Here is a 13,448-nt window from a genome sequence, read left to right as displayed (position 1 = left end):
ATGCTGTGTTGATGCAATTCGACAATGCCCCCGTGGAGGTGCATGCGAGCGTCGGGGCGATCCTCGACATCATCGGCTCGGCCACCGTGACCCTGGCCTCCGATCCCGCCGGCCGCGACCTGGGCATCTCCCACCCCGTGCTGCACGATCCCCACGACCCGCCGCTCACGGTGACCCGGGGTCTGCTGCTGGCCGTGGGGGTGCGTCCGGGCCCGGGACTGCAGGATCTGTTGTCCACGGCCGTCGAGCGCGGCTACAACGCGGTCGCCGTCAAGGCCGGCGACCGCTCGTGCACCGACGCGGCGAAGGTCGCGGACGCCGCCGGCATCGCGCTGATGGTCATCGAGGACGGACTGGAGTGGCTGCACTTCGAGCGGCTGGTGGCCACCGCGGTGGAGGGCGCCGGCGGCGGGGCCTCCCCGGCGCTGTCCTCACTGGCGGTGGGCGACCTGTTCTCCCTGGCCAACGCCGTCGCGTCAGCCACGGGTGGAGCGACCGCGATCGAGGACAACCAGCGGCGCGTGCTCGCCTACTCCACGCTCCCCCACCAGCCGACCGATCCCGAGCGACGTGACGGGATCCTGGGTCGCCAGGTGCCCGACCTTGTCGACAACGAGCGGCAGTACCGCGAGCTCTACGCGGCCGCCGGTGCGGTCGCGTTCAAGGCCACGGACACGGCGCTCGGCCGGCTCGCCTGCGCGGTGCGCGCGGGCACGCAGCCGGTGGGATCGATCTGGTTGGTCGACGCGGGCGACAACCTCGTCGAGGATGCGGCTTCGCTGCTGGCGGGAGCGAGCGAGATCGCCGCACTCCACCTGATGCGAGCCAGGTCGGCCCAGGACGTGGCGCGACAGCGACGCTCCGACCAGCTCCGGGCGGTCCTCGAGAGGGGCGACTGGGCGGCCGCCCACCATCTCGGCCTCCTGGATGGGACGCAGATGTGGGTGCTGGGGCTGGACGCCCAGGACGGCCAGTCCGCATCCCTGGACCTGCTGCGCCTCGCCGACGTGCTGTCCATCGAGCTCGAGGCACGGCACGGCCGGAGCGGCTGCGTCGTCCTGGACGGGCGCGTCTACGCCGTGATCTCCGGGACACGGGTCGCAGCCGCGCAGACGCCCGACCGCATCCGCAAGGTCGTCCGGGCGGTCTCGGGGGTCATGGGCGCAGTCCTTGTCGGTGGCCTGGCGGGGCCGATCGTCTCCAGCTCGGCGCTGAGCGCGGCCCGCCGCGACGCCGACGCCGTGCTCTCCCTGGTGGCGCTGCGTCCGAGCCTGGGGCCGGTCGCCAGCGCCGAGGAGGTCCGCGACGAGCTGACGTTGCACTCCCTCGCCCGGCGACATTCGCCGGGAGAGCTGAGCAGGGTCGCGGAGCGAGTCCTCGCCATCGATCGAGAGCAGGGCACCTCGCATGCCGACCTGCTCCGCACCTGGCTGGGCTGCCTCGGCGACGTCCGGGAGACCGCGGAGCGGATGTCGGTCCATGCCAACACGGTGCGTTACCGCCTCGGTCGGCTGCGCGAGCTGGTCGGCCTGGACCTCGACCGTCCCGACCAGTTGGTCCTGCTGTGGCTGGGCCTGGAGTTGGCCGAACGACGCTGGTGAGCCGGACGCCCGGACGGCAGCAGGTCGGCTCCGGCGTGGCTACCCGGATGGGTGGGGCCGGTCTGGGTACTCCCGCAAGTGTCCGACGAAGGGAAGACGCGATGACCCACACCGAGATGCTCGAGGCCTACCCGAAGGACCTCGGCAGGATCGACACGAAGTTGCTCGCAGACTGCATCGCAGCCTGCTTCGAATGTGCTCAGACCTGCACGGCCTGCGCCGACGCCTGCCTCAGCGAGGACGGGGTCGCCGAGCTCACCAAGTGCATCAGGACGAACCTGGACTGCGCCGGCATGTGCGCGACCACCGGGAGCACGCTGTCGCGGCACACCGGCTACGACGCCAACCTCACCCGCGCGTTCCTGGAGGCCTGCGCGACCGCCTGCAAGGCCTGCGGCGACGAGTGTTCGCAGCACGCCGACATGCACGAGCACTGCCGGATCTGCGCCGAGGCCTGCCGTCGCTGCGAACAGGCCTGCCGCGACCTGCGCGACTCACTCGGCTGACGCCCCGGGCTCGCACTGCTCGGCGCGGCGCAGCAGGAGTGCCCGCTCGCTCTCGTTGCGGGTGAGCGCCGCCGCCTCGCGGAACGACGCGGCCGCCTCGGGGCTGCGTCCCGCCCGCGAGAGCAGGTCGCCCCGCACGCTCGGAAGCAGGTGCGATCCGGTGAGCGCGCCCACGGGCACGTCATCCAGTACGGCGAGGCCGGAGGCCGGACCGAAGGCCCGCCCGTGCGCGACCGCGCGGTTGACCTCCACGACCGGGCCGGGTGCGGCCGCGGCGAGCACGTCGTACAGGGCCGCGATCGCCGGCCAGTCGGTCTGGTCGCTGCTCGCCGCACGGGCGTGCTGCGCGGCGATCGCGGCCTGCAGGTAGTACCGACCAACCGGCGCGCCGCCCCGCGCGAGCACCTCGGCGCGCTCCAGTGCGGCCAGCCCACGGCGGATGAGCAGGGCGTCCCAGCGGCTGCGGTCCTGGTCGTCGAGGAGCACCGGGCGGCCCGCAACGTCGACCCGCGCCGGCCCGCGGGAGGCCTGCAGCTCCAGCAGCGCCTGCAGCCCGTGCACCTCGGGCTCGTCCGGCACGAGATCGACCAGCATCCGGGCCAGCCTGATCGCCTCGGCGGTCAGCTCGGGGCGCATCCAGTCGTCGCCCGCCGTGGCGGTGTAGCCCTCGTTGAAGATCAGGTAGACGACAGCCATCACGTCCTCGAGCCGGGCGCTGCGTTCGGCGCCCACCGGGAGCTCGAACTCGGCTCGGGCCTCGCTGAGCGTCCTCTTGGCGCGGGAGATCCGTTGGCCCATCGCGGACTCGGCGGCCAGGAAGCCCCGGGCGATCTCCGCGGTCGACAGTCCGCCGACCAGCCGGAGGGTCAGCGCGGCCCGCGACTCCGGGGTCAGCCGCGGGTGGCAGGACAGGAAGATCAGCCGGAGGACGTCGTCCTCGATGAAGTCCACCTGCGCGCTGAGATCGGGCATCCCGTCCTCCTCGCTGAGGCCACGGCCGAGCTCGTCGGTCTTGCGGCGCAAGGTCTCGGCCCGCCGGAACACATCCACGGCGCGGCGCTTCGCGGTGGTCATCAACCACGCGCCGGGGTTGGCCGGGACGCCTCGGGACGGCCACTGCTCGAGCGCGCTCACCAGCGCGTCCTGGGCCAGGTCCTCCGCGAGGCCGACGTCCCGCGTCATCCGCGTCAACGCCCCGACCAGTCGCGCGGACTCCGCACGCCAGGTGGCGGTGATCGCCTCCCCGGTGGTCGCGGCACCGGTATCTGCACTGCTCCCGGCCATGCGACGAGCCTAGGGCTCGCCGCACGGCGGGATCGTCAGGCGCCGGACGCCTCCGGCGGCGCGTCCGAGATCTGGCGCAGCGTGGCGACCATGGTGCACTCCGGCCAGTACTTCGCGTGCAGGTCGGCGAACTCACGCTGCCCCGCGACCGCGTCCTCCAGGCTGTCGTACTGCAGGATCGCCCACCCGCCGACGACCTCCTTGGCCTCGGCGTACGGGCCGTCCACCCGGGTCACCTCACCCTTGCGCACCAGGAAGTTCACGGCGTCCTCGGTGCCGAAGAGACCGCCCCCGTCGAGGAACGTCCCGGCCGCCGCCTGGGCGCCGATGTACTCGTCCATCGCGTCGAACAGCGCCTGCGGCGGCGCGCCCTGGCCCTCTTCCATCCTCACGAATCCCATGAACCGTGCCATTGACCCGCTCCTCACCGTTGGTGTCCACCGCTGCTCGGTGGTCGACTCATCCTCACGTCGATCGGCATCCTCCGCATTCGACATCGCGACCGGAACCAGTTCCGGCAAGGGACTGCCGGTCGAGCGACCGAGGCCGTGCTCCCCTCAGGCGTGCGTAGGCCGACCTCGCTCCCGGATCGCCCTCGGGGTTCATCAGCGCCCATCCTCCCGTAGGCTTCGGATCGCTCGTGGTGCAGGAACCCGGTGAGACTCCGGGGCGGTTCCGCCACTGTGACCTTTCTCTGTCGACGCAGAGAGGGGCAGCCAGACACTGGCCGCGGGCATTCCGACCGATCGAACGGGGCGAGAACCCCGGAGGAGGATCCCGCTCGTGCGGATCGCGCTGCTGTCCACGTCCGACACCGACCTGCTCTCCGCGCGAGCCAGTGGCGCCGACTACGTGTGGGCCAATCCGTCTCGCTCGACCGACTCGGAGCTCCACCGCATCGTCGACGGCGCCGACCTGGTCGTCGTACGACTGCTCGGCTCGCCCCACGATCTCTGGTCCGGCATCGACGCGCTCCGTGGCGCTGGCGCACCGCTGGCGGTCCTCGGTGGCGAGCAGCAGCCGAGCGCCGAGCTGATGGAGCTCTCGACCGTCCCGATGGGAGTGGCCGCCGAAGCCCACCGCTACCTGGCCGAGGGCGGGCCGGCCAACCTCCAGCAGTTGCACGCCTTCCTGTCCGACACGGTGCTGCTGACGGGTGAGGGCTTCGAGCCGCCGGCCACCACCCCAGCATGGGGGTACGCCGAGCGATCGGCACCCACAGACGCGGAGCTCCCACGCGTCGGCGTCCTCTACTACCGCGCCCACGAGACGAGCGGCAACAGCGCCTTCGCCCACGCCCTGGCCGACGCACTCGACGCAACCGGTCGAGCGACCGGCGTGCCGATCTTCGCCGGCTCCCTGCGCTCTGCGCCCGATGACCTCTACGAGGCGCTCGGCACGTTGGACGCCCTCATCGTGACCGTGCTCGCGGCCGGCGGCTCGGTTCCCGCGGCGGCGAGCGCGGGCGGCGACGACGAGGCGTGGGATGTGGCGCGGATGGCCGCGCTCGACATCCCCGTCCTGCAGGGGCTCTGCCTGACCAACAGCCGAGCGGAGTGGGAGGAATCGGACGACGGGGTCAGCCCGCTCGACTACGCGAGCCAGATCGCGATCCCCGAGTTCGACGGGCGCATCACGACGGCGCCCTTCTCCTTCAAGGAGATCGACGAACAGGGCCTGCCCGCGTACGTCGCCGACCCCGAGCGCGCCGACCGCGTCGCCCGGATCGCTGTCAACCACGCCCTCCTGCGGCGCAAGCCGAACAGCGAGAAGCGCCTGGCCCTGGTGCTGTCCGCCTACCCCACCAAACACGCGCGCATCGGCAACGCGGTCGGTCTCGACACGCCTGTCTCCGCCATCCGCCTGCTGCGCCGGCTGCGCACGGCGGGCTACGACCTCGGGCCCTCCACAGGATCGACCACCGTGGGAGCCATCCTCGACAAGGCGGACGACACCGAGGCCGGCGACGCCCTCATCCACGCCCTCATCTCGGCCGGCGGCCAGGACCCGGAGTGGTTGACCTCGGCGCAACTGACCGATGCCCATGTCCGCATCAGCGCGGAGGACTACCGCGTCTGGACCAAGGACTTGCCGGCCGACCTTCGCGACGCGATGACCGCAGCGTGGGGCGAGGCCCCCGGGTCCCTGTTCGTGAACGACGCCGGCGAGATCGTCGTCGCGACGCTGCAGGCGGGCAACCTCGTGATCATGATCCAGCCGCCGCGGGGGTTCGGGGAGAACCCGGTCGCGATCTATCACGACCCGGACCTGCCGGTGACGCACCACTACCTGGCCGCGTACCGGTGGCTCGAGCACGGCTTCAAGGCCGATGCCGTCGTACACCTCGGCAAGCACGGCTCGATGGAATGGCTGCCCGGCAAGAACGCCGCCCTGTCGGCCTCGTGCGGGCCGGACGCGACGCTCGGCAGTCTGCCGCTGATCTATCCGTTCCTCGTCAACGACCCGGGCGAGGGCGCACAGGCCAAGCGGCGTGCCCACGCCACCATCGTCGACCACCTCGTGCCGCCGATGGCGCGCGCCGAGTCGTACGGCGACATCGCCCGGCTCGAGGCGCTCCTCGAGGAGTACGACAAGATCGCCACGATGGACCCGGCCAAGCTGCCGGCGATCCGCGGTGAGATCTGGCAGCTCATGCACGCCGCGCAGCTGCACCGCGACCTCGGGCTCGACGAGCGACCGGAGGACGAGGAGTTCGACGACTTCCTGCTCCACGTCGACGGCTGGCTGTGCGAGATCAAGGACGCCCAGATCCGTGACGGCCTGCACGTCCTGGGTACGGCCCCGCAGGGAGAGGCGAGGGTGAACCTGGTCCTGTCGATCCTGCGGGCCGCGCAGGTGTGGGGCGGCGTCGGCAGCTCGGTACCGGGACTGCGCACGGCGCTGGGCCTCGGCGAAGGCGCGGCGACCGCGGACGTCGATGCTTTCGAGGCGCAGGCCCGCGGGCTGGTCGAGGCGATGGAGAAGGCCGACTGGGACCCGGCGACGGCTGCGACGCTCCACGACGATGCCGACGTACGACGGGTCCTGGAGTTCGCCGCGACCCAGGTCGTGCCGCGCCTGGCCCGGACGACCGACGAGCTGGACGCCGTCCTCCATGCACTCGCAGGTGGCTACGTCCCGGCCGGTCCATCCGGCTCACCCCTGCGTGGCCTGGTCAACGTGCTCCCGACCGGCCGCAACTTCTATACCGTCGACCCGCGGGCCGTGCCGAGCCGGTTGGCGTGGCAGACCGGACAGGCGATGGCCGACTCCCTGCTCAAGAAGTACGTCGAGGAGACCAGCGACTACCCCACGTCGGTCGGACTGTCGGTCTGGGGCACCAGCGCGATGCGCACATCCGGCGATGACGTGGCCGAGGTGCTCGCCCTGCTCGGCGTGCGTCCCGAGTGGGACGCCGAGTCGCGGCGGGTGCGCCACCTGGTGGTCGTGCCGCTGGAGGAGCTGGGGCGCCCGCGGATCGACGTGACCGTGCGCATCTCGGGATTCTTCCGCGACGCGTTCCCCCACGTCGTGGCCATGCTCGACGACGCGGTGCGGATGGTCGCCGACCTCGACGAGCCCGCCGACCAGAACTTCGTGCGTGCGAACGCGCAGGCCGACCTGGCCGAGCACGGCGACGCACGCCGGGCCACCACGCGCATCTTCGGATCGAAGCCGGGCTCGTACGGTGCCGGCATCCTGCAGGTCATCGAGTCGGGCACCTGGCGCGACGACCAGGACCTGGCCGAGGTCTACACCGCGTGGGGCGGCTTCGCCTACGGACGTGACCTCGACGGCGCACCGGCGGCCGACGACATGCGCGCCAACTACCGGCGGATCAAGGTCGCGGCGAAGAACGTCGACTCCGCCGAGCACGACATCGCCGACTCCGATGACTACTTCCAGTACCACGGCGGCATGGTCGCCACCGTGCGCGCGCTCACCGGCGCGGACCCGAAGGCCTACGTGGGCGACTCGACCTCCCCGGACGCGGTGAAGACCCGCACCCTGCAGGAGGAGACCAACCGGGTCTTCCGCGCCCGGGTGGTCAACCCACGCTGGATCGCAGCCATGCAGCGGCACGGCTACAAGGGCGCCTTCGAGCTCGCGGCGACCGTCGACTACCTCTTCGGCTTCGACGCCACCGCGGGTGTCGTGCACGACTGGATGTACGACCGGCTCGCCCAGGAGTACGTGCTCGACGAGACCAACCAGGAGTTCCTGCGTACGTCGAACCCCTGGGCCCTGCGCGGCATCGTCGAGCGGCTGCACGAGGCGGCCGACCGTGGGCTGTGGGCTGATCCGGACGCGGACACGCTGGCCGCGATGCAGCAGGTCTACCTCGACGTCGAGGGTGACCTGGAGGACCGCGAGTGAGGGTACGCATCCTCGGCGTCGGCATGGGACCGCAGCACGTGACGGCCGAGGTGGCTGCGGCGCTCGGGGGCGTCGACTACGTCGTCGCTGCCGACAAGGGTGGCGACGACAACCTGCTCGCGGCGCGGCGGGAGATCGCCCAGGCGTACGGCGTCGAGGTCGTCGCCGTCCCCGATCCGGAGCGCGATCGCGACGACCCGGTGGACTACGGCAGGACCGTGCGCGACTGGCACACCGCCCGGGTCGACGCCTACGAGACGGTCCTGCGTGAGCGCGGCGGCACCGCGGCCTTCCTGGTCTGGGGCGACCCGTCGCTCTACGACTCGACCATCCGGGTGGTCGAGCAGCTCGCCACCCGGATCCCCATGGAGTACGACGTCCTCCCCGGCATCAGCGCGCCACAACTGCTAGCGGCGCGGCACCGCATCGTGCTGCACCCCGTCGGTCGCCCCGTGCACGTGACGACCGCGCGCCGCCTGCGCGAAGACATCGCCGCCGGGCAGACGAACCTCGCCGTCATGCTCGGCTCGGTGCCGGATCTGGCCGACCTGGAGGACTGGTCGATCTGGTGGGGCGCCAACCTCGGCACCGCCTCGGAGGAGCTCGTCGCAGGCCGGGTCGGACACGTGCTGCCCGACCTACTGGCCGCCCGGGATCGAGCGAGGGCCGCCGCGGGCTGGGTGATGGACGCCTACCTGCTGCGAGCGCCCGCGTGAGCGGCCTCCTGGTCGCCGGCACGACCTCCGACGCCGGAAAGAGCGTCGTGACCACCGGCCTGTGCCGTGCTTTCGCGCGACGCGGAGTCCGGGTGGCGCCGTACAAGGCGCAGAACATGTCGAACAACTCGATGGTCTGCACCGGGCCCGACGGGCAGCTGGCCGAGATCGGCCGGGCCCAGTGGGTGCAGGCGCTGGCCGCACGCGCGACGCCCGAGCCGGCGATGAACCCGGTGCTCCTCAAGCCGGGCTCCGACCGGCGCAGCCACGTCGTCCTGATGGGCCGGCCCGCCGGCGACGTGTCCTCCGCCGACTGGGAGGAGGGCCGCAGACACCTCGCGACGGCGGCGCATGCGGCGTACGACGACCTCGCCGCTCGCTACGACGTCATCGTGGCCGAAGGCGCGGGCAGTCCCACCGAGATCAACCTGCGCGCGGGCGACTACGTCAACATGGGACTGGCGCGCCATGCCGGCCTCCCGACGATCGTCGTGGGTGACATCGACCGGGGCGGCGTCTTCCCCGCACTGTTCGGCACGGTCGCACTGCTGGCTCCTCAGGACCAGGCGCTGATCGCCGGCTTCGTGATGAACAAGTTCCGCGGTGACCTCTCGCTCCTCTCCCCGGGCCTGGAGATGCTGCAGCGTGCGACCGGACGGCCGACGTACGGCGTGCTGCCGTGGGACCCGTCCCTGTGGCTCGACTCCGAGGACGCGCTCGACCTGGACGGGCGACGCTCCGCCGGGACTGGCGCGAAGCGCGTGGCCGTCGTACGGCTCCCCCGGATCAGCAACTTCACCGACCTCGACGCCCTCGGCCTCGAGCCGGACCTCGACGTCGTCTTCGCCTCCTCGGCGCGCGACCTCGCGGACGCCGACCTGATCGTGCTGCCCGGCACCCGCGCGACCATCAGCGACCTCGGTTGGCTGCGCGAGCGCGGCCTCGATCGCGCAGTGATCGCGCACGCGGAGGCGGGAGGCGCCGTCCTGGGGATCTGCGGCGGCTGCCAGATGCTGGGCCGCTCGATCTCCGACCCCGACGGAGTCGAGGGCATCAAGGGTGCCGACGTCGAGGGTCTCGGCCTGCTCCCCCACACCACTGTCTTCGGCGCCGAGAAGGTGCTGCGACTGCACCAACCTGCCGGCTACGAGATCCACCACGGCCGGATCACCGGCGCAACCGAGGACGGCCTCGTCTCCGGCACGATGGTGCACGGTCTGCTGGAGGACGACGCCCACCGAGCGGCGTACCTCGAGCGCGTCCTGGGCGTGACGTCGCGCGCGTCCTTCCCCGCTGCCCGCGAGGCCCGGGTCGACCTCCTCGGCGACCTCGTCGAGGCGCACCTCGACGTCGACGCGCTGCTCGATGTCGCCACCTCCGGCACGCCCGCCGGGCTTCCCGTGCTGCCGCCGGGCGGTGCGTGGTGAGGCTCCTGCTGCTCGGTGGCACCTCCGAGGCCCGGGAGCTCGCCGGCCGCCTGGTCGCTGCGGGAGTCGACGTCACGTCCTCGCTCGCCGGACGGGTGGCCGATCCCCGGCTGCCGGTCGGCCGGGTCCGGATCGGCGGCTTCGGCGGTGTCGACGGTCTGCGATCCGCGCTGCGGCAGTACGACGTCGTGGTCGATGCCACCCACCCGTTCGCCCGCCGCATCAGCGCCAACGCGGCCGCGGCCTGCGCCATCGACGGCGTGCCGCTGCTGCGGCTCGAGCGTCCGAGCTGGACGCCGGATCCACGGTGGCACTACGTCGACAGCCATGAGGAGGCCGCAGCTTCGGCGGCCGCACTCGGCTCACGCCCCTTCCTGACCGTCGGGCGCCAGGAGCTCACGCGGTTCGTACCGACCCTCGCCTCCCTCGACGTGCTGGCCCGGGTCGTCGACGCTCCTCCGGACGGCATCCCTGGCGACTGGACGATCATCCGGAGCCGCGGCCCCTACACCCTCGACGGCGAGCTCGCGCTCATGCATGAGCATGGCTCGAACGTGCTCGTCACCAAGGACTCCGGCGGGACCCTCACCTGGCCCAAGATGCGGGCGGCCGCCGAGCTCCGTCTTCCCGTGGTCGTCGTACGACGGCCGGCCGTCGACGACAGCGTGCCGACGGCCAGTGCCGTCGCCCACGCCGTCGCCTGGGTGCAAGAGCAGGCTGGCTCCTAGAGGCCGGCGGCCAGCTGTCGCCGCTCGGCCTCGGCGGTCTGCGCCGCGTACAGGCGCGACACGAGCCCGGTGAGGACGACGCCGATCACTCCCCACATCGTGGCGAGGGTGATCAGCGACGCGCGACGGAAGAACCAGAGCGTGTCGGCCGGGAAGGCGCCGACCTCGTTCACGGTGACGAACAGCTGCCCGGCGACCACCACCACAGCCAGGTAGGCGGCGATGCCGGCGACGACACCGCCGTACGTGCCGAGCCGCTCGCGCACCTTCAGGGCGCCGTAGGTCGAGGCGACGGCGGCGAGCACCGAGACGAGGACGAAGCCGAAGTAGAGTGCCGCCCGGTCACCGATGGTCTCGCCGCTGCCGACGGCCGGCGGGTTCCCGGGGTACTTCAGGAAGGGGACGAGTACGAACGCGACGAACCCGAGCAGTGCGACAAGTGCGGTCGACTGGCTCGGCGCCAGACTGCCCAGGCGGCCGATCGTGCTGGCGGCGACGAGCGCGACGATGCCCCCGAGGGCGAGACCGACGGTGAGGGTACCGGTGAGCAGGCCCCACGTCTTCTGGTTGTCGCGAGACACCTCGATGCCGCCCTCCTCCTCGACCGCCTCGTCGTGGGAGTGCGTGTGGGGCTGGCCGTCCTCGATGGAGACCGCGGTGTCGATGTGCGGCTCGCCGACGGCGTAGGCGACGACGAAGGTGGCGACCCCGGCCACGAGCCCGGCGATCAGGCCGCGGATGAGCAGAGCGCGTGCGTTCATGAACGGTCCGTCCGGAGCTGCGAGCGGCGTCAGTGGCAGGGGTAGCCCAGCAGGTGACGGCCGTCGTGGACCCACTCGTGGAGAGCGGTGCCGGACGGGATGGAGACGGCGCCTTGGTCGGCGGTCACGAAGAAGATCACCAGCACCCCGAGCAGGCCGTAGAACAGGGCCCACGGGGCGAGCTCCCGCAGCGGGATGGTGGGAACGGAAGCTGCGCCGGGAACGGGCAGGGCGGCAGGCTGCGACATGTGTCCTCCTCTGGGGGTGCGTGCGCCCCCGGTCAATGGGTGGTGACAGGCATTCGGGTCTGGCTCCACCTCGACCGGGTCTCCCCGGGGGACGTGTCACAGTAGCGCGACTGCGCCGGACTCTCACCGGCTTCCTCATACCTGCGAGGAGCACTGTAGCGGAGTACGGCGCTGGCCGGGTGGCCACTCGGCTAGCGAGATCTCGGCAGCCGGTGAGTCTCCACCGGGGAGCCACCGACGAAGTGCTCGCGGACGATCCGGGTGGCCGTCGCGGGGTCCACGCGTCCGTACCAGACGTCATCGGGCTGCACGCTGATCACGGGCGCCTGGTTGCAGGGGAACTGGCAACCGGTGTGGATGAGCAGCAGGTCATCGTCACCGAGATGGTGCTGCGTCAGCGCGAGGACCAGCGCGCGCAGGTTGTCGACCTGGCCCTTCGCCGTACACCTCGGCCCGCGGCAGACCAGCACCTGGTGACGGTGCCCGGTGACCTGCTCCCACGCCTCGGAGGTGAGGCCGGGTTCGCCGCCGGTGATGGGCTGTGTAGTCCGGAGCAGCGCGTCGATGTCGTCGATCGTCGTGGCCAACGCTGTTGCGACCTCGATGGTGGGCCTGCGGCCGCTGCGCTCGCGCCACCAGTGGGCGGCGATGCGGCGCAGCCACGAATGGCCGGGGGCGAGGGGCCCGGTGTCGATGCCCACCAGCGTGATCGTGGTCGCTCCCCCGTCAGCCAGGCGGGTGAGCTCGGCGGAGAGCGACGGGTCGGCCAGCTGCAGGAACGCGACCGAGCCATCGCGCCCCTGGGCGGCCTCGAGGAGCCGGTCGCGGCGGTCGACGTCGCTGACGGACATGCCGACGAGTACGACGCTCATCGCGTGCTCCTGAGCAGGGCGACGGCGGCTGCGGAGAGTGCCGCTCCCCCGCCGATCCGTGCGGCGAGGCGAGTGGCCTTCGGGATGTCGGCGGCCCGCGGGGCGCGGCCGACGCCCATGACCGCGCGGTGCTCCACGCGGTTGCCGTAGTAGCGGTTCGTCCCGCCGAGGCGGATGCCGAGCGAGCCGGCGAAGGTCGACTCCACGACGCCGGCGTTGGGGCTCGGGTGTCGATCCGCGTCGCGGCGCCACGCCGTCCTGGCATCGCGGGCGTTGGCGGGATCGGTCGTCAGCACGAGCAGCCCCGCCAGCCGCGATCCGGGCAGATTGAGAACGTCGTCGAGCCGGGCAGCGGCCCACCCGAACCGCTCGTAGCGGTCGTTGTGGTGGCCGATCATCGCGTCGAGGGTGTTGGCGGCGCGATAGCCCAGCAGACCGGCCGGGCCGAGGAGACCGCCCCACACCAGCGGCGCGACGACCGCGTCGGAGCTGTTCTCGGCGACGGACTCGATGGCCGCACGCGCGACCTCCGAGGCGTCGAGGTCATCGGTGTCGCGGCCCACGAGTCGACGAACCTGGACGCGCGCGGCCGCCAGGTCGTCAGCGACCAGTTGGGCATGGACGGCGGAAGCCTCGCGCTCCAGCGTGCGGCCGCCGAGCACGACCCAGGTCGCGGCGGCCGTGACGGCGGTCCGGGAGACGGGTCCGCGCACCGTCCGGTCCGCGGCCAGGCCGAGGGCGGCGGCACCGCCGACGAGCAAGGCGACGTGGGCGACACCGCGGGCCCGCGAGTCGCCGTACACCGCGTTCTCGAGGCGCCGTGCGATGGTGCCGAAGCCGGCGACGGGGTGCAGCCGGGTCGGGTCGCCGGCGACCCGGTCGGCGACGAAGCCGAGCAGGAGGCCGGCGGCGCGTGCCTTCATCTCAG

At 72.1% G+C, this 13,448-nt stretch carries 12 protein-coding genes and 2 riboswitches; of the genes, 6 read left to right on the top strand and 6 right to left on the bottom strand.

Annotated elements, in window-relative coordinates; genetic code table 11:
* The first annotated feature begins 32 nt into the window (after positions 1-32).
* Together QMC84_RS14730 and QMC84_RS14725 are read left to right on the top strand one after the other, a co-directional pair.
* Positions 33-1,601 (top strand): helix-turn-helix domain-containing protein, encoded by a 1,569-nt coding sequence (locus QMC84_RS14730; RefSeq protein WP_300375844.1) that lies wholly within the window; start codon positions 33-35, stop codon positions 1,599-1,601.
* A gap of 101 nt (positions 1,602-1,702) precedes the next feature.
* Entirely contained in the window at positions 1,703-2,107 is a 405-nt protein-coding gene (locus QMC84_RS14725; protein ID WP_300375842.1) for a four-helix bundle copper-binding protein, read from the top strand.
* Here the strand turns inward: QMC84_RS14725 and QMC84_RS14720 are convergent.
* Together QMC84_RS14720 and QMC84_RS14715 are read right to left on the bottom strand one after the other, a co-directional pair.
* Positions 2,096-3,391, bottom strand: a complete 1,296-nt coding sequence (locus QMC84_RS14720; protein ID WP_300375840.1) for a sigma-70 family RNA polymerase sigma factor — start codon at positions 3,389-3,391, stop codon at positions 2,096-2,098. The genes QMC84_RS14725 and QMC84_RS14720 overlap by 12 nt on opposite strands.
* 35 nt (positions 3,392-3,426) lie before the next feature.
* On the bottom strand, positions 3,427-3,804 hold the full coding sequence (locus QMC84_RS14715) for a YciI family protein (protein ID WP_300375838.1): 378 nt from the start codon (positions 3,802-3,804) through the stop codon (positions 3,427-3,429).
* 211 nt (positions 3,805-4,015) lie between these two features.
* Positions 4,016-4,138: riboswitch (cobalamin riboswitch) on the top strand.
* A 36-nt stretch (positions 4,139-4,174) separates the two neighbouring features.
* Between QMC84_RS14715 and QMC84_RS14710 the strand changes: the two genes are divergently transcribed.
* Genes QMC84_RS14710 through QMC84_RS14695 form a run of 4 tightly spaced genes read left to right on the top strand, consistent with a single transcriptional unit; the run spans position 4,175 to position 10,639 of the window.
* Positions 4,175-7,768 carry a cobaltochelatase subunit CobN gene (locus tag QMC84_RS14710; RefSeq protein WP_300375836.1) on the top strand — a complete coding sequence of 1,198 codons (3,594 nt, stop codon included), beginning with the start codon at positions 4,175-4,177 and terminating at the stop codon, positions 7,766-7,768.
* Positions 7,765-8,484: a precorrin-6A synthase (deacetylating) gene (gene cobF, locus QMC84_RS14705; protein WP_300375834.1), complete on the top strand. Its 720-nt coding sequence runs from the start codon at positions 7,765-7,767 to the stop codon at positions 8,482-8,484. The genes QMC84_RS14710 and cobF overlap by 4 nt, the downstream gene beginning before the upstream one ends.
* Positions 8,481-9,911 carry a cobyric acid synthase gene (locus tag QMC84_RS14700; protein ID WP_300375832.1) on the top strand — a complete coding sequence of 477 codons (1,431 nt, stop codon included), beginning with the start codon at positions 8,481-8,483 and terminating at the stop codon, positions 9,909-9,911. The genes cobF and QMC84_RS14700 overlap by 4 nt, the downstream gene beginning before the upstream one ends.
* Positions 9,908-10,639 carry a cobalt-precorrin-6A reductase gene (locus QMC84_RS14695; RefSeq protein ID WP_300375830.1) on the top strand — a complete coding sequence of 244 codons (732 nt, stop codon included), beginning with the start codon at positions 9,908-9,910 and terminating at the stop codon, positions 10,637-10,639. Before QMC84_RS14700 ends, QMC84_RS14695 begins: the two co-directional genes overlap by 4 nt.
* Here QMC84_RS14695 and QMC84_RS14690 read toward each other — a convergent pair.
* From QMC84_RS14690 to QMC84_RS14675, 4 genes are all read right to left on the bottom strand, one after another.
* Positions 10,636-11,400, bottom strand: a complete 765-nt coding sequence (locus QMC84_RS14690; protein ID WP_300375828.1) for a CbtA family protein — start codon at positions 11,398-11,400, stop codon at positions 10,636-10,638. The two genes, QMC84_RS14695 and QMC84_RS14690, sit on opposite strands and share 4 nt — an antisense overlap.
* A 29-nt stretch (positions 11,401-11,429) precedes the next feature.
* Entirely contained in the window at positions 11,430-11,648 is a 219-nt protein-coding gene (locus QMC84_RS14685; RefSeq protein ID WP_300375827.1) for a CbtB-domain containing protein, read from the bottom strand.
* Between the two features lie 57 nt (positions 11,649-11,705).
* A riboswitch (cobalamin riboswitch) is annotated at positions 11,706-11,783 on the bottom strand.
* Positions 11,784-11,839: 56 nt separating this feature from the next.
* Positions 11,840-12,520, bottom strand: coding sequence for a (2Fe-2S) ferredoxin domain-containing protein (locus tag QMC84_RS14680; RefSeq protein WP_300375825.1), 681 nt, complete (start codon positions 12,518-12,520; stop codon positions 11,840-11,842).
* Positions 12,517-13,443 carry a CobD/CbiB family cobalamin biosynthesis protein gene (locus tag QMC84_RS14675; RefSeq protein WP_300375823.1) on the bottom strand — a complete coding sequence of 309 codons (927 nt, stop codon included), beginning with the start codon at positions 13,441-13,443 and terminating at the stop codon, positions 12,517-12,519. The genes QMC84_RS14680 and QMC84_RS14675 overlap by 4 nt, the downstream gene beginning before the upstream one ends.
* Positions 13,444-13,448 lie beyond the last annotated feature (5 nt).

This window comes from Nocardioides sp., assembly GCF_030019515.1.
Taxonomy (GTDB): Bacteria; Actinomycetota; Actinomycetes; order Propionibacteriales; family Nocardioidaceae; genus Nocardioides.
The sequence above is the reverse complement of the archived record's forward strand: the minus strand, read 5'-3'. Positions and strand labels throughout refer to the sequence as shown.